Source organism: Salegentibacter sp. Hel_I_6, assembly GCF_000745315.1.
Lineage (GTDB): Bacteria > Bacteroidota > Bacteroidia > Flavobacteriales > Flavobacteriaceae > Salegentibacter.
Window position 1 is genome coordinate 4,003,308 of sequence record NZ_JQNQ01000001.1, and the last position, 22,781, is coordinate 4,026,088.

The 22,781-nt window shown below is 35.9% G+C and carries 20 protein-coding genes; 13 read left to right on the forward strand and 7 right to left on the reverse strand.

Going from position 1 to position 22,781, the window contains the following annotated elements; all coding sequences use genetic code 11:
- Positions 1–30 precede the first annotated feature (30 nt).
- The 13 genes from FG27_RS17625 to hisIE all read left to right on the forward strand — a co-directional run bounded on the left by FG27_RS17625 (position 31) and on the right by hisIE (position 16,270).
- On the forward strand, positions 31–3,000 hold the full coding sequence (locus FG27_RS17625) for a pitrilysin family protein (RefSeq protein ID WP_037322459.1): 2,970 nt from the start codon (positions 31–33) through the stop codon (positions 2,998–3,000).
- Between the two features lie 103 nt (positions 3,001–3,103).
- On the forward strand, positions 3,104–3,850 hold the full coding sequence (fabG, locus tag FG27_RS17630) for a 3-oxoacyl-[acyl-carrier-protein] reductase (RefSeq protein ID WP_037321455.1): 747 nt from the start codon (positions 3,104–3,106) through the stop codon (positions 3,848–3,850).
- Between the two features lie 77 nt (positions 3,851–3,927).
- Positions 3,928–5,958 (forward strand): hypothetical protein, encoded by a 2,031-nt coding sequence (locus FG27_RS17635; protein WP_037321457.1) that lies wholly within the window; start codon positions 3,928–3,930, stop codon positions 5,956–5,958.
- A 12-nt stretch (positions 5,959–5,970) separates the two neighbouring features.
- Positions 5,971–6,789 carry a prohibitin family protein gene (locus FG27_RS17640; RefSeq protein WP_037321459.1) on the forward strand — a complete coding sequence of 273 codons (819 nt, stop codon included), beginning with the start codon at positions 5,971–5,973 and terminating at the stop codon, positions 6,787–6,789.
- 10 nt (positions 6,790–6,799) lie between these two features.
- Complete coding sequence (locus FG27_RS17645) at positions 6,800–8,098, forward strand: serine hydrolase (RefSeq protein WP_037321460.1); 1,299 nt, start codon at positions 6,800–6,802, stop codon at positions 8,096–8,098.
- A 371-nt stretch (positions 8,099–8,469) separates the two neighbouring features.
- Complete coding sequence (hisG, locus tag FG27_RS17650) at positions 8,470–9,333, forward strand: ATP phosphoribosyltransferase (RefSeq protein WP_037321462.1); 864 nt, start codon at positions 8,470–8,472, stop codon at positions 9,331–9,333.
- Position 9,334: 1 nt separating this feature from the next.
- A complete protein-coding gene (gene hisD, locus FG27_RS17655; protein ID WP_037321464.1) occupies positions 9,335–10,618 on the forward strand; it encodes a histidinol dehydrogenase in 1,284 nt (427 codons plus the stop codon).
- A gap of 122 nt (positions 10,619–10,740) precedes the next feature.
- Entirely contained in the window at positions 10,741–11,787 is a 1,047-nt protein-coding gene (gene hisC / locus FG27_RS17660) for a histidinol-phosphate transaminase (RefSeq protein ID WP_037321466.1), read from the forward strand.
- Positions 11,788–11,904: 117 nt separating this feature from the next.
- Positions 11,905–13,047: a bifunctional histidinol-phosphatase/imidazoleglycerol-phosphate dehydratase HisB gene (gene hisB, locus FG27_RS17665; RefSeq protein ID WP_037321468.1), complete on the forward strand. Its 1,143-nt coding sequence runs from the start codon at positions 11,905–11,907 to the stop codon at positions 13,045–13,047.
- Between the two features lie 111 nt (positions 13,048–13,158).
- Positions 13,159–13,761, forward strand: a complete 603-nt coding sequence (gene hisH, locus FG27_RS17670) for an imidazole glycerol phosphate synthase subunit HisH (protein WP_037322461.1) — start codon at positions 13,159–13,161, stop codon at positions 13,759–13,761.
- Positions 13,762–13,936: 175 nt separating this feature from the next.
- Positions 13,937–14,674: a 1-(5-phosphoribosyl)-5-[(5-phosphoribosylamino)methylideneamino]imidazole-4-carboxamide isomerase gene (hisA, locus tag FG27_RS17675; RefSeq protein ID WP_037321470.1), complete on the forward strand. Its 738-nt coding sequence runs from the start codon at positions 13,937–13,939 to the stop codon at positions 14,672–14,674.
- Between the two features lie 107 nt (positions 14,675–14,781).
- Entirely contained in the window at positions 14,782–15,537 is a 756-nt protein-coding gene (hisF, locus tag FG27_RS17680; protein WP_037321472.1) for an imidazole glycerol phosphate synthase subunit HisF, read from the forward strand.
- A gap of 97 nt (positions 15,538–15,634) precedes the next feature.
- Positions 15,635–16,270 (forward strand): bifunctional phosphoribosyl-AMP cyclohydrolase/phosphoribosyl-ATP diphosphatase HisIE, encoded by a 636-nt coding sequence (gene hisIE / locus FG27_RS17685; protein ID WP_081912669.1) that lies wholly within the window; start codon positions 15,635–15,637, stop codon positions 16,268–16,270.
- A 59-nt stretch (positions 16,271–16,329) separates the two neighbouring features.
- Here hisIE and FG27_RS17690 read toward each other — a convergent pair whose 3' ends face one another.
- From FG27_RS17690 to FG27_RS17720, 7 genes are all read right to left on the reverse strand, one after another.
- The gene (locus FG27_RS17690; RefSeq protein WP_037321474.1) at positions 16,330–16,785 is read right to left on the reverse strand and encodes a VOC family protein; all 456 of its coding nucleotides are present in this window, start codon (positions 16,783–16,785) and stop codon (positions 16,330–16,332) included.
- Between the two features lie 260 nt (positions 16,786–17,045).
- Positions 17,046–17,444 (reverse strand): heme-binding protein, encoded by a 399-nt coding sequence (locus FG27_RS17695; protein WP_037321477.1) that lies wholly within the window; start codon positions 17,442–17,444, stop codon positions 17,046–17,048.
- A 79-nt stretch (positions 17,445–17,523) separates the two neighbouring features.
- Positions 17,524–18,264 (reverse strand): NYN domain-containing protein, encoded by a 741-nt coding sequence (locus FG27_RS17700; protein WP_037321479.1) that lies wholly within the window; start codon positions 18,262–18,264, stop codon positions 17,524–17,526.
- A gap of 90 nt (positions 18,265–18,354) precedes the next feature.
- On the reverse strand, positions 18,355–19,512 hold the full coding sequence (locus FG27_RS17705; RefSeq protein WP_037321481.1) for a hypothetical protein: 1,158 nt from the start codon (positions 19,510–19,512) through the stop codon (positions 18,355–18,357).
- Positions 19,513–19,616: 104 nt separating this feature from the next.
- Positions 19,617–20,495 carry a cation diffusion facilitator family transporter gene (locus tag FG27_RS17710; protein WP_037321484.1) on the reverse strand — a complete coding sequence of 293 codons (879 nt, stop codon included), beginning with the start codon at positions 20,493–20,495 and terminating at the stop codon, positions 19,617–19,619.
- Between the two features lie 116 nt (positions 20,496–20,611).
- Entirely contained in the window at positions 20,612–21,442 is an 831-nt protein-coding gene (locus FG27_RS17715; RefSeq protein WP_037321487.1) for a DUF1853 family protein, read from the reverse strand.
- A 63-nt stretch (positions 21,443–21,505) separates the two neighbouring features.
- Positions 21,506–22,708, reverse strand: coding sequence for a porin (locus tag FG27_RS17720; protein ID WP_369794130.1), 1,203 nt, complete (start codon positions 22,706–22,708; stop codon positions 21,506–21,508).
- Positions 22,709–22,781: the final 73 nt, after the last annotated feature.

The window sequence follows — 22,781 nt, forward strand, 5'->3', positions numbered from 1 at the left end:
CTTTTTGTTTTTAACCAATTTTTATTTAGTATGAAGAAATTCTATTTTCCTTTATTTGCCTTTCTTTTCATTTTAGCTACGGCTTGTAACGATGATAAAAAGGAAGAAAAAGCTTCCGAAAATCACACCGATGATGCTGGCTTTAATTATGTAACTTACGCTAACGATCCCACCGGTTTACGCCTATACACGCTAGATAATGGCCTTAAGGTTTACTTGAGTAAAAACGAGGAGGAACCAAAAATCCAAACCCTTATCGCCGTGAGAGCAGGTTCAACTTACGATCCTGCAGATAATACCGGTCTTGCCCATTATTTAGAACATATGGTATTTAAAGGTACCAGCGAAATTGGCACCCAGGATTGGGAAAAAGAACAGGTACTTTTAAAAGAAATTTCAAATCTTTATGAAGAGCACAAAAGTACTACAGATGCAGAGAAAAAGAAAAAGATTTACAAAAAAATAGATTCGGTTTCTCAAGAAGCTTCTAAACTATCTATTGCTAATGAATACGATAAAATGGTTAGCTCTCTTGGTTCTGAAGGCACAAACGCTTTCACTTCCAGTGAACAAACCGTTTATGTAAATAAAATTCCTTCTAATGAACTTGATAGATGGCTAAAGGTTGAAAGCGAACGTTTTAGTGAGTTGGTATTAAGATTATTCCATACAGAACTTGAAGCTGTTTACGAAGAATTTAACCGTGGCCAGGATAGTGATGGACGTAAGCAATACCAGGCAGTTTTAGAAGGTCTTTACCCTAATCATCCTTACGGAACTCAAACTACTATTGGAGAGTCAGATCATTTGAAGAATCCGTCTATGGAAGCAATACATGATTACTTTAACAAGTATTACGTCCCTAATAATATGGCGGTAATCTTATCTGGAGATCTTAATTTTGATACTACTATTCAAAAAGTGAGTGATGCTTTTGGAACTTATGAGCAAAAAGAAGTAAACCACCCATCCTTTGCGGAAGCTGAACCAATTACTGCGCCTATAGAAAAAGAGGTTTTTGGACCAACTTCAGAATCTGTTTATTTAGCGTATAGAACAAATGGTGTTGGTAGTGAAGACCAAAAGAAGGTAGTTTTAATAGATTATATTTTGGCAAATTCACAGGCAGGTTTAATAGATTTAAATCTTAATCAGCAGCAAAAAGTACAAAGAGCCTCTTCCTTTACCAATTTTGATAACGACTATGGCTTTCATTTGCTTTACGGAATGCCGAAAGAAGGCCAGTCTTTAGAAGAGGTAAAAGATTTATTGATTGGAGAAGTAGAAAAGATTAAAAGTGGAGATTTTGAAGACTGGCTTATTGAAGCGGTTATAAATGATCTTAAATTATCTAATATTCGTCAATACGAAAACGCATCGGCAGTAGCTTATGCGCATTTAGATGCATTTATTCATTTTCAGGATTGGGAAGAAAACTTGAAATTTCTTGACGAGCTTGCTACTATTTCAAAACAGGATTTGGTAGATTTTGCTAATACGTATTATAAAGATAATTATGTAGCTGTTTACAAGCGTAAAGGAGAAGATCCAAATATTGCTAAAGTTGAAAATCCAGGGATTACACCTATTCAGCTAAATAGAGATAAAGAATCAGATTTTATAGCTGAATTCAATAAAACCGAATCTCCAGAGCTACAACCTCAATTTGTTGATTATAAGAATGCAATTAAAGAATCTGAAACAGAAAATGGACTTCCGGTTTCATATATCTTAAATGAAACTAACGATTTATTCAACCTATATTTTATTTTCGATATGGGTCAGGATAACGATAAGGAGTTATCGCTGGCAGCAGGATATCTTGATTATTTGGGAACAGATAAATATTCTCCAGAAGAGGTGAAGCAGGAATTCTATAAACTTGGGATTAACTATTTTGTGAACTCCGGAACCGATAGAACTTATGTTGGTATAAGCGGTTTAAAAGAAAACCTGCCAGAAGGCATGAAACTTTTAAATCATCTTTGGGAAAATGCAACAGTAAACGAAGAAGTTTACGAAAAATACGTAGATCAAATTCTTAAAGAACGTCAGGATGGTAAAACCCAAAAGGGAAATATTCTTTTTAACGGTTTAATGAATTACGGTAAATATGGTGAAGATTCTCGTTTAAGAAATGTGTATACCGCATCAGAACTTCAGGAAAAAGATCCGGAGGATTTAGTTCAGAAGTTAAAAGATTTACGCAATTATAAGCAACGAATTTTTTACTACGGAAAAGATGTAGAGAACGCAGTTGCTGCTTTAGATGAAAATTACAAAGTTCCATCTGATTTAAAGGAATATCCAGAGGCGAAATCTTATACCGAAAAAGAAACCGGCGGCAATGTTTACTTTGTAGATTACGATATGGTGCAAAGTGAAATGCTTTTCTTAGCCAAGGGTGAAAATTTTGATGCAGAAAATATGGCTGCAACCTCATTGTTCAACACTTATTTTGGTAGCGGACTTTCTTCTATTGTTTTCCAGGAAATTAGAGAGTCTAAATCCCTGGCTTATTCGGCTTATTCGAGCTATCAAATGGCTTCAGAAGTTGATAAACCAAATTATGTGATGGCTTATATCGGTACCCAGGCTAATAAAATGCCACAGGCCGTAGATGCTATGATGGAGCTAATGACCAACATGCCGGAAGCCGAAGAACAATTTCAGGCTGCTAAAGAAGCTGCCCTTAAAAAGATTGCTGCAGAGCGTATTACAAAAACTTCAATTTTCTGGAGTTACGAGTCTTTAAAGAAAAGAGGCCTGGATAATGATATGCGCAAAGAGATGTATGAAACTATTCAGGATATGAGCCTGGCTGATTTAAAGGAATTCTTTAATAAAAATATTAAAGGCCAGAATTATAATGTTTTGGTTATTGGTGATAAAGAGGAAGTAAATATTGAGGCGCTTTCCAAACTGGGACAAGTTCAGGAAATGGATATTGATTTCTTATTTAATTACGAGAAACAAGTACCTGCTGAAGTGAAAATGTAATCGCCATAGAATAAATAAAAACCTCCTGAGATTTCAGGAGGTTTTTTTATACCCTAAGTTTAGTATTATTATATTTGATTTATATTAAAAAATAAGCCAGAAAATGAAATTATTAGAAGGAAAGAATGCCATAATAACCGGTGGTAGCCGGGGAATAGGAAAAGGAATAGCTAAAGTCTTTGCAGAACACGGTGCCAATGTAGCTTTTACCTATAATTCTTCGGCCAAATCAGCCAACGCATTAGCCGACGAATTGAGCAAACTTGGAGTAAAAGCGAAAGCTTATCAATCTAATGCTGCCAGTTTTAAGGAAGCAGAACAGCTTATTAAAGACGTGGCAGAAGATTTTGGAAGTATAGATATTTTAATAAATAACGCCGGTATCACAAAAGATAATTTGCTGATGCGAATGAGCGAAGAAGATTTTGATAAGGTGATTGAAGTAAACCTTAAGTCAATTTTTAATATGACCAAAGCGGTACAACGTACTATGTTGAAACAACGCAAAGGTAGTATCATTAATATGAGTTCTGTAGTTGGAGTAACCGGAAACGCGGGCCAGGCAAATTACGCGGCTTCTAAATCTGGTATTATAGGTTTTTCTAAATCTATGGCGCAGGAATTGGGTTCTAGAAATATTAGAACAAACGTGATCGCTCCCGGTTTCATAGAAACCGAAATGACTGAAAAACTAGACGAGAAAGTTGTGGATGGCTGGAGACAGGCAATTCCTCTGAAACGTGGTGGAGCTCCAGAAGATATAGCCAACGCTTGCGTTTTCCTTGGAAGTGACCTTAGTTCTTATATCACTGGACAAGTACTTCACGTTGACGGCGGAATGCATACCTAGATAAGTTAGTAGTTAAGAGTTAATTGTTATTAGAACTTTTAACTTTTAACCAATAACGATTAACTATCTTAACTTTAATGGATCTATCAACAATTTTAATTATCGCCCTGGCTGCAATTTTCGCGCTGGGGTTTGCTTTTTTTCAATATCGCTATAGATCAAAAAGAAGAGGTAAGGATATTTATATTCTTTTTGCATTACGTTTTCTTTCCGTTTTTGTGCTTTTTTTATTGCTCATTAATCCAAAAATCACTTCTACAACATACGAACTTGAAAAGCCAGATTTAATTTTAGCGGTAGACGATTCTGAATCTATCATGCATTTAGAACAGGGCAACACGGTTCAGGAACTTCTTCAGAGGTTGAAAGAAGATGACGCAATTCAGGAGCGTTTTGAGGTGTTTCAATATAACTTCGGAAATGAATTGCTAAATTCAAATACTGCTGAATTTAAAGCCCGGCAAACCAATATAAATAGCGCGCTGGAATCGTTTAAAGAATTATCCAGAAGAAAAAGCGCTGCCGTAGTATTGATTTCTGACGGAAATCAGACTACAGGCCGGGATTTTCGCTATTTCAAACCTGGTAGCAGTCAGCAAATTTATCCTCTTGTGGTAGGGGATACTACACAATATCTAGATTTAGAAGTTTTACGCTTAAACACAAATACCTACGCTTTTTTAAATAACCGCTTTCCGGTTGAAGCTTTTGTTTCCTATTCAGGAGAAGAACCAGTAAATTCTCGGTTTTTAATAAAATCGGGCGAAAAAGTAGTTTTTTCTGAAGATGTTTCTTTAGATTCTGACAATAGATCTTTATTGATCCAAACTGAGCTTCCTGCTTCCAGCCTTGGGGTGCTTTCTTATGAAGCTGAAATTGTAAAGCTGGACAATGAAAAGAATACGGCAAATAATAGCAGAAGTTTCGCGGTTGAAGTGATTGATGAACGCAGCAAGATTTTACTTATAAGCGCTATCCCACATCCAGATATTGGTACTTTTAAAAAATCTATAGAAACTAACGAGCAAAGGCAACTGGATATAAAATATGTGGGTGATGATCTTACTAATCTTAGAGAATATCAATTAATAATTTTATATCAACCCAATTCAGCATTTACTTCTATTTTTGAGGATTTACAGGAAAATAATCAGAATTACCTGCTGATCTCAGGCACAGAAACCGACTGGAATTTTGTTAATAGTATTCAGGATGCAGTAAGAAAAGATTTCTCCAACCAGCCCCAGGAAATTTTTGCAACTAAAAATCCTAATTTTAATCAGTTTCAATTCGAGGAAGTGGGTTTTAATAATTTTCCGCCACTTGAAGATACATTCGGTGAGATAAGCATTCAAAGTAATGATTTTGAAAGTATCTATTTTCAGCAAATAGAGAATGTAGAAACTAACCAACCATTAATTGCTATACAGGGAGAGGGACAAGGTAAGAATGCTTTTATTTTTGGGGAAAATATTTGGAGATGGCGTGCTGCAACTTACTTGCAGGATAAATCTTTTGAAAATTTCGATAATTTTATAGGAAAGCTTGTTCAGAATCTTGCTTCAGCCAGGCAGCGAGAACGTTTAACGATAAATTATAAATCATTTTATTATGAAAATGAATTTATTAAGTTAATGGCCAATTATTTTGATCAAAACTATCAGTTTGATTCAAATGCCAGTTTGGAGATTTTCGCAAAAAATTCAGAAGAAAGTATTGAATCAGAATTAGTTTTAAAAAACAATGGCTATGAGGTTAATTTAGGAAATTTAAATCCCGGTACATATAATTTTAAGATTTTTGAAGCTAATAGTGACATTTCCCGCTCCGGTAGCTTTGAGGTAATTCCTTTTAACATTGAACAGCAATTTATTGGTGCCAATAAAAATGCAATGACGGTATTAGCAGAAAACTCTGGCACAGCGTTATTTTATCCGGATAAACTTCAAGAGCTTAAAAACGAACTTCTTTCCAATGATAAGTACAAACCTGTTCAAAAAAGCCAGCAAAAAAACGTACCTTTGATAGACTGGTACTACCTTCTCTTTCTGCTTGTTTCAATACTTGCCGCAGAATGGTTTTTCAGGAAATACAAAGGATTAATTTAAATACAATAATATATGGAAAGATTACCCAAGCTCGGAATACCTATTCTAATAGGAATCGTAATTTTAATAATTTTTGTCGCTAAATCTACGGTTACTATTGGTTCTGGTGAAGCCGGGGTTTTATATAAAACTTTTGGCGGGGGTGTGGTTACAGATGGACCACCTTTAAATGAAGGTTTTCATCTGGTAGCTCCCTGGAATAGAGTGTTTATTTATGAAGTTAGACAACAATCCCTGGAGGAAAAAATGCAGGTTTTGAGCTCTAACGGACTTCAAATTGATATTGATGCTTCAACCTGGTTCCAACCTTCTTATGAAAATCTTGGAAGTTTACACCGTGAAAAAGGAGAAGAATATATTAGGCGTTTGCTGCAACCCGCAGTAAGGTCGGCTGCAAGATCGGTTGTTGGAAGATATAATCCAGAGCAATTGTATGCCAGTAAAAGAGAAGCAATTCAAAAAGAAATTTTAGAAGAAACTCAAATTTTACTTAAAGATCAATATGTTCAGGTGAATGAGGTTCTGGTAAGAGATGTTTCTCTTCCTCCAAACATAAAAGATGCAATTGAACGTAAGTTACGCCAGGAACAGGAATCTTTGGAGTATGAATTTAGGTTGACTAAAGCTACTCAGGAAGCAGAACGTCAGCGTATTGATGCCGAAGGTAAGGCTCGTGCAAACGAAATCTTAAACGCTTCCTTAACTCCTAACATTTTAAAGGAAAAAGGAATTCAGGCTACCCTGGAACTTTCAAAATCGAGCAATGCTAAAACAGTGGTTATAGGCTCTGGTGAAGGAGGATTACCCTTAATTTTAGGCGGATCAAATTAAAATATAGAAAATGAAATCTATTTTCTTAAATATAACAAGGCTTTCTATTTTTATAGGAAGCCTTGCTATTTCAGCCCAGACGCCTTCCGTTAATAATTCCGGAACACTCCAATCGGCTGCTCCTGCTGAAGTAGGGATGTCTTCAGAAAGAATTCAGAAGATTGAAGAAATGCTCCAATCGGCTATTGAAGAAAAACAAATACCAGGAGCGGTTGTTTTAATAGCCCGAGATGGGAAAATTGTTTTTCACGAAGCTTACGGCGAAGCAAATGCCTCAGGAAAAAAACTTGCAAAAGATGCTATTTTTAGGTTAGCCTCTCAAACAAAAGCTATTACGGCTACAGCGGTAATGATGCTTTGGGAAGAAGGAAAATTCCGTTTAGACGATCCTATTTCAAAATATATCCCTGAATTTAAAGATCCCAAAATTTTAAAGAATTTTAATGAAGCTGACAGCAGTTTTACTTCTACGCCAGCTGAAAATGAAATAACTATTCGGCATTTGCTAACACATACTTCCGGACTTGGTTATGGAGCGATAGACAGTGACGAACGTATTAAAAAGATTTACGCCAAAGCCGGGATTACTGAATTGTTCACTGAAGAAAAAGTTAGCATTGGAGAAAATGTTAAAAAATTGGCCGCATTACCCTTACATCATGAACCTGGAGAAAAATTCACTTATAGTTTAGGTTTAGATGTACTGGGTTATTTTATAGAAGTAATTTCAGGACAGGGTTTTGATGAATTTCTGAAAGAAAGAATTTTCGATCCTCTGCAAATGGATGATACCAGGTTCTATCAATCTTCATCTAAAAAGGATCGCTTAGTGGCTATTCAACACAAAAAGGATGGAGAATGGGAAAATTTTCCGAATACATTTTACAATACCAATTATCCGCTAACAGAAAATGGCACTTTCTTTTCTGGTGGTGCGGGACTTTCTGGTACGGCAGAAGATTATGCTAGTTTCCTTCAAATGTATTTAAATGAAGGAGAATATAATGGAACTCGTTTATTAAGTCGAAAAACGGTAGATATTATAATGGGAAATCAAACTGGAGAAAAATTTAATTTTCCAAATCAGTATTATGGTCTTGCTTTTGGCGTTGTTAGCGAAAAAGGAGAAATTGCAGGAGGGCAGGGAAGTGCCGGTACTTTTGATTGGGGTGGTTATTTTAATACCCAGTATTTTGCCGATTCCGAAGAGCAAATAATCGGTATTTTGTTGAAGCAAACACAAGGAAATACCGGTGATGAAACAGCCTGGAAATTCAGGCAAGTGCTTTTTAGTGCCATAGATGATTAGCTATAGAATCAACTTAATTTTGCTGCTAATGCAAACTTCAACAGATTCTCAGAAAATTATTTCAAGTGAGATTCCGAAATAGCAAAAGGAGTAATTTAGAATCTAATAGGCCTCGAAGCATTTAATTCTAGGTTATCTAGTAAAACAATTCATAAAAAATAAGAAAGCTGTTTTGCAGTTTAAAATTTATATTTAGATTTGTAATCACAATGAAGAATTTTCAATTACATCACCATCATATTTACTACTGCGCTCAGGCGAGGTAAATTTGGTGTGTTGTGATTTCAGCATATTTAAAACCCGTTTGAGCTATTCAAACGGGTTTTTTATTTTATAGCCAACAACCAAAGTTTAAAAGAAAAATTAAAAAAATGAGCCAGGAAAAATTAAGAATTGCTATTCAAAAATCAGGTAGATTAAACGAAGATTCGCTTAAAATATTAAAGGATGCAGGCATTTCAATAGATAATGGAAAGGAACAACTCAAAGCTTCGTCCCGTAACTTTCCTTTAGAAGTAATGTATCTTAGAAACGGCGATATCCCGCAGTATTTAAGAGATGGCGTAGTAGATGTAGCCATTATTGGGGAGAATGTTTTAATTGAAAAAGGTAAAGATATTATCCAGGGTGAAAAGCTTGGCTTTTCCAAATGTCGTGTTTCTCTTGCTGTACCAAAATCGATGAAATATAATGGTATTAATGACTTGGATGGAAAAAAGATAGCCACTTCATACCCAAATACCGTAAATGAATTTTTGGAAAAGAAAGGAATTACAGCCGAATTGCATATTATTAATGGTTCAGTAGAAATAGCTCCAAATATTGGGCTTGCAGATGGTATTTGTGATATTGTTTCCAGCGGAAGCACGCTTTTCAAAAACGGATTAAAAGAGGTAGAAGTAATGCTGAAGAGTGAAGCTGTGCTCGCTATCTCACCTAAAATTTCTGAAGCTCGTCAACAGATCTTAGAGAAATTGCAATTCAGGTTGAAATCGGTTTTAAATGCGCGTACTTCTAAATATATACTTTTAAATGCGCCCAATGAGAATTTAGAGAACATTATCAAATTATTACCAGGAATGCGTAGTCCAACTGTTTTGCCGCTTGCTGAAGAAGGTTGGAGTTCTATACATACCGTAATTAACGAAGAGCGTTTCTGGGAAGTTATAGATGAATTAAAACAAAATGGTGCCGAAGGTATTTTAGTAGCGCCAATCGAAAAAATGGTACTTTAAGATGAAAAAGTTTTTTAATCCTACTAAAGCCCAATGGCCTGAAATTTTAAAAAGGCCCACCCAAACGGTTGAAGATATTGAAGAAACGGTGAACCAGGTTTTTGCTGAAGTAAAATCCAAAGGTGACGCCGCGGTTTCTAAATATACCGAACTTTTTGATGGTATAAACCTCACAAATACTCAGGTTACAGAAAAAGAAGTAAACACCGCTTCACATGAGGTTTCTAAGGAATTGAAAGAAGCCATAAAATTGGCAAAAAGTAATATTGAAAAATTTCACATCGCTCAGAAAACCGATAGGATTGAAATCGAAACTACTAATGGCGTAAACTGTTGGCAGGAAAAAAGGGCGATTCAAAAAGTTGGGTTGTATATTCCCGGCGGTAGCGCTCCTTTATTTTCTACTATTTTAATGTTAGCCGCACCCGCAAATATTGCGGGTTGTAAGGAAATTGTGCTTTGTACTCCACCAGATAAGAACGGAAATGTGCACCCAGCCATTTTATACACCGCCGAACTATGTGGAGTTACCAAAATATACAAAGTTGGCGGAATCCAGGCAATTGCGGCTATGACCTTTGGGACAGAAAGTATTCCTAAAGTTTATAAGATCTTTGGACCCGGAAATCAATTTGTTACGGTAGCCAAACAACTGGCAACTCGCCATAATGTAGCTATAGATATGCCTGCCGGTCCTTCTGAACTACTTGTTTTTGCCGATGATTCTTCTAATGCTGCTTTTGTGGCTTCAGATCTTCTAAGCCAGGCAGAGCACGGCGCAGATAGTCAGGTAATTTTGGTTTCTACTTCTAAAGATTTAATTGAAAAGGTGGAGAAAGAGGTAGAAAGTCAGTTGGAGGTTTTACCCAGAAAAAGTATTGCTGAAAAGGCTATAGCCCACTCGAGGCTAATTTATGTTGAAAGGAAAGAAGATGCGCTGGAGTTAATTGACGAATATGGGCCAGAGCACTTTATTATTTGTGCCGCTGATGAGGCCTTTTTTACTGAAGGAATTCAAAATGCAGGTTCGGTTTTTATAGGAAACTATACCCCGGAAAGTGCGGGAGATTATGCTTCTGGCACAAACCATACTTTGCCAACGAATGGCTACGCTAAGCAATACAGCGGTGTAAATCTTGATAGTTTTATGAAGAGTATGACTTTTCAAAAAATATCAGAAGAGGGAATTAAGGAAATTGGGCCCGCCATAGAATTAATGGCAGAAGCGGAAGGTTTGGAAGCGCATAAAAATGCGGTGACATTGCGATTAAAGGAATTAAAATAAGTGTGTAAGTAGCTTTTGACGGTCATTGCGAGGCACGAAGCAATCTGTAAACTGTAGTAACTAAATGTTGAGATTGCTTCACTTTGTTCGCAATGACATTTTAATCCAATTTGATATTTTAAATGAAAGAATTCAATATAAATAACCTGGTAAGGCCAAACGTGGCCTGTTTAAAACCTTATTCTTCGGCCCGGGACGAATACCAGTCTACGGGATCAGAAATGGTTTTTCTGGATGCTAATGAAAATCCATTTCAAACCGATGTTAACCGTTATCCAGATCCGCAACAACGAAGCTTAAAGGCTGAGTTGGCAAAAATCAAAAATGTTTCGGCGGAACATATTTTATTGGGGAATGGGAGCGATGAAGTGCTGGATCTATTGTTTAGAGCATTTTGTGAACCAAGTAAGGAAAATATAATCACCTTGCCGCCTACTTATGGAATGTATAAGGTGTTGGCTAATATTAATAATATTGAGAACAGGGAAGTTTTGCTTAATTTAGATTTCGAACCTAATGTTGAAGAAATTCTGAATTCGGTAGATCAAAACACAAAAATGATCTTTTTGTGTTCGCCGAATAATCCTACCGGAAACTCATTTTCAGAAGAAAAGATCATCCATATTCTTGAAAACTTTAAAGGATTAGTAATTATTGATGAAGCCTATATTGATTTTTCGGCTGGAAAAAGCTGGCTAAATAAATTGGAGCAACATCCAAATTTGGTAATCACCCAAACGCTTTCAAAAGCATTTGGAATGGCGGGTATTAGATTGGGGATTTGCTATGGTTCCATAGAAATTATTGAGATTTTAAATAAAATAAAACCTCCTTATAATGTAAACGAATTAACTCAGTCAAGAGCTTTAGATCGGTTGCTGAATATGGAAAATGTTGATTCGGAAATATTTGATCTACTGAAAGAAAGGAATCATTTAAGTGAAGCTTTGGTTGAAGTAAATTTTATAGAAAAAATATATCCTTCTGATGCTAATTTTATATTGGTCAAAGTAGATGACGCTAATAAACGTTATGACCAACTAATAGAAAAAGGTATAGTAATTAGAAACCGAACAACACAACCGCTTTGTAAAAATACCTTGCGATTTACGGTTGGGACTGGAGAGGAGAATGAGAAATTACTAGAGGCATTGAAAGATATAGATTAAACGTTAGCGTCATCCTGAACTTGTTTCAGGATCTAAGTTGTTAGCATAAAAACATATTATAAGCTGAAACAAGTTCAGCTTGACGTGGTGGTTAGACCATCGTAGAAAAAATAGATTATGAAAAAAGTATTATTTATAGATCGTGATGGGACTTTGATTCACGAACCGGAAGATTACCAGGTAGACCGTATTGAAAAGCTGGAATTTTATCCGGAAGCTTTATATTATTTAAAGAAAATTGCCGCAGAACTGAATTTTGAGTTGGTAATGGTAACAAACCAGGATGGTCTGGGAACTGAGGCATATCCTGAGAAAGACTTTTGGCCTATTCAAAATTTTATTCTTCAAACCTTTAAAAATGAAGGAGTGGAATTTAAAGAGGTTTTAATGGACCGTACTTTCGCAAAAGATAATTCTCCAACCCGAAAACCTAACACCGGACTTTTAGAGGAGAAATATCTAAATAACGAGAAAAACTACGATCTGAAAAATTCTTTTATGGTCGGCGACCGACTTACAGATATTGAATTCGCTTATAATTTTGGTGGGAAAGGTATTTTTATAGATACTCACGAAGATCTCGCCACTGACGAAATTAAAAACGATCAGGAAAAGGTTAGGGAAACTATCGCTTTAAAAACCGATAGTTGGAAAGAGATCTATGAATTCTTAAAGCTTGACGATAGAACCGCTGAGATTTCAAGAAAAACCAATGAAACCGATATATTTATTAAACTAAATTTAGACGGTACCGGAAAATCTGATATCACTACCGGAATTGCATTTTTTGACCATATGCTAGATCAGATTGCACGTCACGGCCAAATGGACCTTTCTGTGAAAGTTAAAGGAGATCTGGAAGTTGATGAGCACCATACCATAGAAGATACGGCAATTGCGCTTGGAGAGGTTTTTAGCAAAGCTTTGGGGAATAAACTTGGAATAGAACGATACGGTTTTTGCCTGCCCATGGACGATTGTTTGGCCCAGGTGGCTATAGATTTTGGTGGCAGAAACTGGATAGTTTGGGAAACCGAATTTAAACGTGAGATGGTTGGAAAAATGCCTACAGAAATGTTTTATCATTTCTTTAAATCCTTTACCGATGGAGCTAAAGCCAACCTCAATGTAAAAGCTGAAGGTCAAAACGAACATCATAAAATTGAAGCGATATTTAAAGCTTTTGCCAAAGCGATTAAAGTAGCGGTAAAACGCGATGCTGAAAAAATGATACTTCCATCAACTAAAGGAATGTTATAAGCCCCCTAGCCCCCGAAGGGGGAATAACGTGAACTAAAAAATGTTTAGATTTTGAAAATTGAGAATGAAATAAATAAAAAGCCCTCCCCCTTAGGGGGAGCCGGAGGGGGCTTGAAGATTGTAATAATAGACTACGGAGCAGGTAATATTCAAAGTATCAAATTTGCAATAAAGCGACTTGGATATGAGGCTATTTTAAGCAGTGATGCCGAAGAAATAAAGTCAGCAGATAAAGTAATTTTCCCAGGAGTAGGAGAGGCCAGTAGTGCAATGAAAATGCTAAAGTCTACCGGTTTAGATAAAGTGATTCCTACACTAAAACAGCCGGTTTTAGGAATTTGCCTGGGAATGCAGTTAATGTGTACTTATTGCGAGGAAGGAGATACAGACGGACTTGGAATTTTTCATGCTGATGTGGTGAAATTCGAAAATCAATTAAAAGTTCCGCAAATTGGGTGGAATAAAATTTATGATTTAAGTTCAGACTTGTTTACTGGAATTTTGGAAGGAGAATTCGTGTATTTAGTACATAGTTTTTATGTAAAGGAATGCGCAGAAACCATAGCATCAACTGAATATGGAGTGGAATATACTTCGGCAATTCAGAAGGATAATTTTTACGGTGTACAATTTCATCCTGAGAAAAGTAGTGACGCGGGAGAGAAAATTCTGGAGAATTTTTTGAAAGTCACAAAATCCAATACGGTAAAGTAGATTTAAAGAATATTTCATTGCGATGGAGGCACGACTGAAGCAATCTGTTCAACCGGAAAACTTCTATCAAAAGATTACCACGCTCCTTTGTCGCTCGTAATAACCTAAAGAAGTAAAATTGATAATAAAACAAATTATTAGTGAATTCGTGGCAAAACAATAAGTAAAAACAAAAATGAGAATAATTCCCGCTATAGATATAATTGAAGGTAAATGTGTTCGCCTTTCTAAAGGTGATTACAATACCAAGAAAATTTATAATGAAAATCCGCTAGAAGTAGCTAAGAATTTTGAGGCGCACGGTATTCAGTATTTGCATTTGGTAGATTTGGATGGTGCCAAATCAAAGAATATCGTAAACCATAAAATCCTGGAAGAGATCGCTTCAAAAACCAGCTTAAAAGTTGATTTTGGCGGCGGATTAAAAACCGATAAGGATTTGCAAATCGCTTTTGAATGTGGAGCACATCAAATTACCGGCGGAAGTATCGCGGTTAAAGACCCTGATATTTTTAAATCCTGGATTCAGAAATTTGGTTCAGATAAAATAATGCTGGGAGCTGATGCGAATAATGAAAAAATTGCGGTTAGCGGTTGGCAGGAAGAATCCAATAAAGAACTGATCCCTTTTATCCAGGAATATCAGCAAGAAGGGATAAACTATGTAATTTGCACCGATATCTCTAAAGATGGGATGCTGGAAGGTCCTTCCTTTGAGCTTTACCGCAGAATTCTAGAAGAAACTTCATCAGAAGATAAAAAACTAAAACTTATAGCTTCGGGAGGAATCTCTACCTTTAGCGAGTTACCAGAACTGGCTGAGCTTGGCTGTGAAGGCACTATAATAGGGAAAGCGATTTATGAAGGTCGTATCCAAATGAAAGAATTAGAGGGATTTATTTTAGAAAATTAATTGTCTTCTCCTTTTTAAGAAGGGGTGTCTGAAGGACGGGGTGGTTGAACCCTTCCGACCTTCGGCCACCTTCCCTTAAAAAGGGAAGGAACTTTAAAATATAAACAATGCTTACAAAACGGATTATACCCTGCCTGGATATAAAAGACGGAAGAACCGTTAAAGGCATAAATTTTATAGATTTACGCGATGCAGGAGATCCTGTGGAACTGGCGGAGATCTATGCAAAATCTGGTGCAGATGAATTGGTTTTTCTTGATATTTCGGCTACTGAAGAGAAACGAAAAACCCTGGCCAATTTAGTGAGACGGGTTGCTGAAAAAGTGAACATTCCGTTTACCGTTGGCGGTGGAATATCATCAGTAGAAGATGTGGATATTTTGCTTAAAAATGGCGCCGATAAAGTTTCTATAAATTCTTCGGCGGTGAAAAATCCTGGACTAATTAACGAACTTGCGGCTAAATTCGGGAGTCAGTGTATTACAGTAGCTATTGATGCCAAACAGGTAAACGGCGAATGGCTGGTACATCTGGTTGGTGGAAAAGTGCCTACAGATATCAATTTATTTCAATGGGCTAAAGAAGTTGAAGAGCGTGGTGCCGGTGAAATTTTATTTACTTCTATGAATAATGATGGAACTAAAGAAGGCTTTGCCAATGAAGCCCTGGCAGTTTTATCTTCAGAATTAAATATTCCAATAATCGCCTCAGGTGGTGCCGGAAATATGCAGCATTTTTGTGATACTTTTATTGAAGGAAAAGCAGATGCCGCACTTGCAGCCAGTGTTTTTCACTTTAAAGAAATAGAGATTAAAGATTTAAAAGAGGAGCTTCGAAGGAATGGAGTAGAAGTTAGACTTTAAGATTCAAGAAAAGAGAAAAAAGAGAATAGAGTATAAAAACTTTATTTTCTATTATTTTTCAACAAAAATATTAGATCGTGAAGTAAAATTCAGGATGATGTATAAAAAAATAAATATGAATATCGATTTTAATAAAAATAACGACGGACTTGTTCCTGCGATAATTCAGGATGCATCAACTAAGAACGTACTTATGTTGGGGTATATGAACGAGGAAGCATTTTTGAAAACCAATGAAACCAAGAAAGTCACTTTTTTCAGCAGGACCAAAAACCGTTTGTGGACCAAAGGCGAAAAAAGCGGCAATTACCTTCATTTAGTCAACATTAAAAATGATTGCGATAATGATACCTTGCTAATTTCGGTTAAACCTGAAGGTCCAACCTGCCACAAAGGAACTGATACCTGCTGGGCAGAGGATAACGAACTTAATTTCGGCTTTCTATCTCAATTGGAAGGCATCATCGCCAAACGAAAAAGGATGAGCGAGGTAGAGCCTGAGTTACGAGAAGATAAAAACTCCTATGTGGTTTCGCTTTTTGATGCCGGAATGAATAAGATTGCTCAAAAAGTAGGTGAGGAGGCTGTTGAAACAGTAATTGAAGCCAAAGATGATAATGAAGAGTTGTTTTTAAACGAAAGCGCCGATTTACTTTTTCATTACTTGATTCTGCTAAAAGCTAAAGGTTATTCCCTAAAAGATATCGTCGAAGTTCTGGAAAAGAGACATTAAGAAGAAACCTAACCAAATATATTTTGATGGAACTGTTGTTAGTTGGCCAAAATGATTTCTTATCTCTTGGAATCATTTATTTCCAACCAGTTTCCGTCAGGGTCGGTGATATAAATTTGTTCTACTCCGTCAACGCGATTAGTAACCGCTTGTTTTTCTCCCAGCCAGTTTTCATAAGGTATTTTATTTTTTTCCAAAATCTTTATAAAATTAGGAACAGATGGGACAGACAAGGAAAGATGGCTGTTTTTGTTAGGTTCAGTAATTTTAGACGCACCTTTAATTAAATGCAGTTGTACAGATCCTAAAGTAAACCAGGTATGTTTACCATCCTTAAAAGGCTCGGGTATCTTTTCCAACCCAATGATGTTTTCATAGAAATTGGTGCTTTTATCAAGATCAACTACATAGACCGCGATATGATCAATAGTGATTTTAGAATTAAGTTCCTGAGCTTTTGTAGAAAGCGTAGTAAATATGAAGAATAAGGGAATTAAAATCAATGATTTTTTCATATAGTTTTGTTGTTTAATGCAGCATCAATATTAATTTTTGCCGTTCGACTGCTATTTTAGCTGAACACTTTAAATTCTCTTTACAAATATACTTTGTGGAATCGACTGATAATCCTTCTTGTTCAATTAGGAACACTTTTCACTATTCATTTGATTTCTGTAACCTAACCCTTGTATTTTTTCACTCTAATAACGAAAAATGCAATGGAAACCGAAAATAGAGCTTCCATTACACAAATAATAGGTTACATTTTATAATTCTAAATACTTTCTGCAGCGTAATTTGCAACCGCGTGATCGTTTTCTACAGAACTTCCAGAAACTCCTACGGCTCCAATAATTTCACCGGTTTTGTTTTTTAAAGGAACACCCCCAGGAAAAGTTATAAGTCCGCTATTAGAATGTTCTATATTAAAAAGTGATTCGCCTGGTTGGGATAATTTTCCGATTTCTCCGGTATTCATATCAAAAAACCGTGCTTTTTTGGCTTTTTTAATTGCAATATCAACCGAGCCCAGCCATGCGCCGTCCATTCTGGCGAATGCAGTTAGATTTGCGCCAGAATCTACCACCGCAATATCCATTTTCACATCTAATTCCTTCGATTTCTTTTCGGCGGCAGCAATTATCTTTTGCGCCTGTTCTAAAGTAACATTCATAATTTAAGGTTTTTAATTTGTCCTAAATTAAAGAATGAAATACGGAATGCAATGATTTTAAGATGATTATAACTAAGACCTAATCTTTATTTCTTACGTAAATGAGTTTGAATTTACTATTTTGATTGGTACGTGATTCAATTTCAAATTTATCTATAGAATGAATCATTGGGGTGAGTTTTTGAAATCCGAAATTTCGGGAATCAAAATTAGGTTGTTTTTTCTGAAGTAAACTTCCAACGTCACCAAGAAACGCCCAGCCATCTTCATCGGCAAGATCGGAAATGGTTTGAGAAATAAGCCGAACAACTTTCGGTGTGATTTTATCTACGTTTTTCTTCTTGTTATTCTTTGCATCTTTTTCTGTTCCCTGGTCGCTATCTTTATCAGAATTCTTTAAAATTTCTATATAAATAAACCTGTCGCAAGCTACAATAAAAGGCTCAGGCGTTTTCTTTTCACCAATTCCAATAACATTTTTTCCAGCTTCACGCAGTCGTGTTGCCAGCCTGGTGAAATCACTATCACTGGAAACCAGGCAAAATCCATCTACTTTATCTGAATATAAAATATCCATCGCATCAATGATCATTGCTGAATCTGTGGCGTTTTTACCCTGGGTATAACCATATTGCTGAATAGGATTTATTGCATTTTCCAACAATACATTTTTCCATTTCACAAGGTGAGGTTTGGTCCAGTCACCGTAAATTCTTTTAATTGTTGGATTGCCATATTTAGCAATCTCTTCCATCATTTCTTTTATATATGCTGATGGAATATTATCGCCATCAATTAGTACCGCCAGGTTGGTGTCCATAGAATTAATTATTTAAGGTAAAGATACTTTTTTTGCATAAAAAAGACGGCTCACGGCCGCCTTTTACTTTTTTTAGATCAAATATTATAATTATTTAAATCTATAGAGCGCATTCATTTTTGAATTTTTGTCTGGCATTTGTGCTTCTGGAATTAAGAAAACATTTCCTCCCTGTCTTAACACTTCTTTTGCAGCCCAATTCATCAAAGAGTAATTTCCGTTCTGTTGATCGTCCTGGATGGTAACGTTCATATTATCTTCATTATAAGTTCCCCAAATTTCGCTTCGGTTTTCCAGGAATAAAGTGTCTACTTTTCCTTGCTGAACTGCCGGGAGAATATCGGTTACTGAAGCTCCGGTATTATCAGTATTATTCAACTCATCAAATTTCTTCATTTTTTCAAGCTTTGTTTTTTCCATTACTGGCTCTAAAATTTGCAAAGCTTTTTCGTGTAAGCCAAACATATCACTATCAGAAGGGTTTCCCGGAACTACTTCTTCATAAAAATTTTGATAGGTGTTTGCTTCCTTATAAATGGGAAATAAATAATCCTGACAGGCTACCACTAATGGCAACTTTTCCTTTTGCAGGTATTCATTCAAACCTTTATCTACTGCACTGAAAAATCTTAATATTTCATCCTTTCTTTCTCTATCAGAACCAGCGTGGCCATGCATATTTTTCTGTCCCATGGAAGAAGCTCCACTTTTTTGTTGTAAGGTTTTTTCCTCATAATCATACCCCACACGATCTTCTAATCTAGAAGGAACCAAATCATCTATCTCTACGCTACCAATGCTAAATTTTGTGGCTTCGTATAATTTCACCTCTTCAACCTGAAGGCTAAGTATATTAAAGCTTGCATCTCCAGATAAAATAGGCACAATTGGTTTTATATAGAATTCCTCAGCTATATAAGTATGAGCTTCAAAATTGACCGGAAGTGTATATTTCTCAAAGAAATCTTCTGCGGCAAAAATAGCAAGACCATCGCTTTGGTGTCTCCAAAAAGCCCTGTCATTAATAAGCTCTTCTATAGGTTTTCCTATTTTTATAAGTACTTCTTCAGAAACCTTCTTATCTTTAAGCTCATTACTTACATCTTTCCAAAGAGATTTTAGGTGAGTTTTATTCTTTTCTTCTAAAACTTCCTTTCCTGCCCGTTGCGTAGGAATAAATATAGAGACACAAGTTTTATTCTGTACATTCATTAATTTTTCTAAATCCTTTTCATTTATCAAACTCATAATTTTATTTTTTGGTTAATTCACCAATCAAGATAAGTTGATTTTCCTATAATCCAATGGGGTTTAGCAGGGCTTTAACGCTAAAACTTTCTTAAGGAAATACTTTAAATTTCTATATTCGGCTCTACGTGAATAAGTACATCGAAAATTTCAGGAAAGTGGGCGAGGAGTTCATTTTTCACATTGTGTGCAATATCGTGCCCTTCTTTAACACTAATTTCAGCATTTACGATAATATGAAGATCTACGTGGTAGATCATTCCGGTTTTACGAACCTTACATTTTTCGGTATCTAAAACACCGGGAACATTCATACTAACCTCACGAATATCGGCAATCATATCATCATACATATGCTCGTCCATTACTTCTCCTAAAGCTGGTCTTAGAATAAGGTAAGCGTTATAAATAATAAATCCCGAGGCAAATAGTGCAGCCCAATCGTCTGCCGTTTCGTAACCTTTTCCCATAAAAAGCGCGATAGAAATCCCAATAAAAGCCATTAAGGAAGTGATTGCATCGCTACGATGGTGCCAGGCATCGGCTTTTAGAGAGGTACTATTAGTTTCCTCCCCTTTTTTTGAGACCTTTCTATAAAAATATTCTTTGATAATAACAATCGCTCCAAGTACAATAAGAGTGTAAGGCTCTGGAACTTTATGCGGAGTTTGTATATGCTGAATACTCTCGTATGCAATAACTGTGGCTGAAACCACTAAAAACCCTACTACCGCAAAGGTCATAAGTGGTTCGGCTTTTCCATGACCGTAGGGATGGTTTTTATCTGGCGGCCGGCTGGAATATTTAAGTCCGAGTAAAACCAGAAACGAAGAAAAAACATCGGTTGTAGACTCAATAGCATCAGCGATTAAAGCATAAGAATTTCCAAAAACACCGGTAATAAATTTAGCGATTGCCAATACTGCATTTCCCAGAATACTTAGCCAGGAGGCTTTTATTGCTTCATTGGTATTTTGATCCATTTGCGAATTCTGGTTTGGCCAACAAATTTAACTGATTATTATAAGTTTAGTAGATAATCAGGGTTTAAATGCTATTATGTATTTATTGAAATTAAAAAGCAGTTGTAAATAATATACTACCACCAAACCACAAAAAATCTTTCGAAAACATGTCCAGGTTTCTTCATCCAAATTAATGGCGCTTTTTTTCTTTCAAAAGAAATCTCTATTTGTGTTATTATTTCTGAATGATTGAACCAGGTATCGCCATGTTTAGGTAAAATTGGCCAATCTTGCTTCTTAGGAGCATAAAATTGAAAATTACGATATGCGATATCTTTAAAATCTTTGAAATGAAGCCAGGTACCTACTATACATTTATTGTTAATATGCGGGAATTGTTGTTCCTGAAGTTGCTTAGGAACAAATAAGTTTGCTTTAAAACAAGATTTCTGAAGGATTTCCAAAGGAGTTAAACCTAAAGAATCCAGGAGATCTTTAGTTTCGTTATTGAAAAGCAACGGAAATTGTTTTTCTTTTAATTTTTGAGATTTTTGTAAAAAAGTATCCTTGCGATTGGGACCAATCCAGCGTTGCATTTCTACAGAAAATGATGGATCATACACATAAAATTTATAAACCATTTCTATATGAATGGCTTTTTGAGTAATTAAATCTTTCAATAAAAAATCTAATTCCCCCAGGGTGATTTTATTGCGACTAATTTGAATATTTTCAGCTAGCAATTTATACCTGGGATTTTGCCTGATTATCCACTCAAAAAAACGTTCTACACGCTTTCCCATTACAAAATTAGTGGAAAGTGATGGTAGTTCTTCAACTATATTTTTACTTAAAGTACCATCGATTTCAGGCAATTCAAATTGTTGAATTGCCTGGAAAGTGCTTTCCCAAAGGGCAGGGGTGTTTATAAAACCTTCAAATTGTTTTTCTACGCGTTGCTGCATTTTCTCATTTAAAACCTGAAAATACTGCCTTTTATTTCAAAACAAAAGCTTTAAGCTTTGATGTTAAAAATTAACCTGTGCCTGTAGCCTAAGCAAACTTCCTTCCTGAAAATTGTTTTGAAGCATAAAATCTTCGTAACGGCGGGAGGAAATAGTATACATTGCCACTAGCTCGAAAGCTTTAAATGGTCTCCATTCCAAACCTAATTCAAGTTCACTTACTTCATAACTACGTGCATCTCGTTCAAATTTCTTACCTCCATCATAATAATGGTATCGCATAAAAGGATATAATAATTGATCGCCTATATTTGTTTTATAAGTAAGCGTCGCATACCCCCCGTGTAATGGCGTTTCTTCAATAGTGTTTGTCTCTTTATTAAATTCAGGACCACGACCAATATTATATTCAGCCTGGATTCCAAAAGGTTGGGGGTATAGCACGAAAGAAGCTGCCGCTCTTTGGTCTAAGTAATTAAGATCGGGATTTACAGTAACGCCATCGCTTAAATTTCCTGCCGGCATTTGATATTGACCAGTGTATGCCTGGATTCCTGGTTCTATAATTTGCTTACCAATCTTAAAAGGATAAGAAGCTCTGGCTACCACGTGTAAATCGTTATTAAGTTCTGGCGCGTTACCGGTTTGCCCATTAAAAACTCCTAGCCCAAGTACTCCATAATCTCCAGACCCTTTTAGACCTTCGCGAGTTAGCATTGCAAAACGTTTCCTAATTTCCTGTGGGGCCCAATAAAAGAAAACCCCTAATTCCCGTTCATTCTTAATAGAACTATTTAGCCCGTCGTTCCTATCTAGCGGTAATCTATTTTGGCTGGATTGCATATTTTCAAAACCAAAGGGTACTTTACTTTGCCCAATTCTAAACCGATATTCGCGTTTTTTATCTAAGCTAATATCCATATAGGCATCTCGTAGCTGACCATAATGTTGACCTGTACCACTTGCAGAACTGGCGAAATCTGGTTGGATGTAAAAATAAACATAATCACCAATATTTCCTGAAAATTTAAGACGTACCCGGCGTAGTGAAAATCCGTTTCCTTCTCCCCAACTGCCGTCACATTGATCACAACCTAACTGAGGATTGGTTTCAAATAAACGGTTATATCTCGCCTGTACATAACCACCAATAGTAAAACTATCAAACCAATTATCATATTTTTTAGCATAGGGAAGAGTATCGGTTTGCGCAGTTAGACTAAAAGTGAAAAGACCAATAATTAAAAGCAGAATATTATTTTTCAACACAAAAGATTTTTACAGGGTTGGTTTCTGAAAATTTTCGTGCAAATTAACGTAGATTTTAAGGAAAAAACAT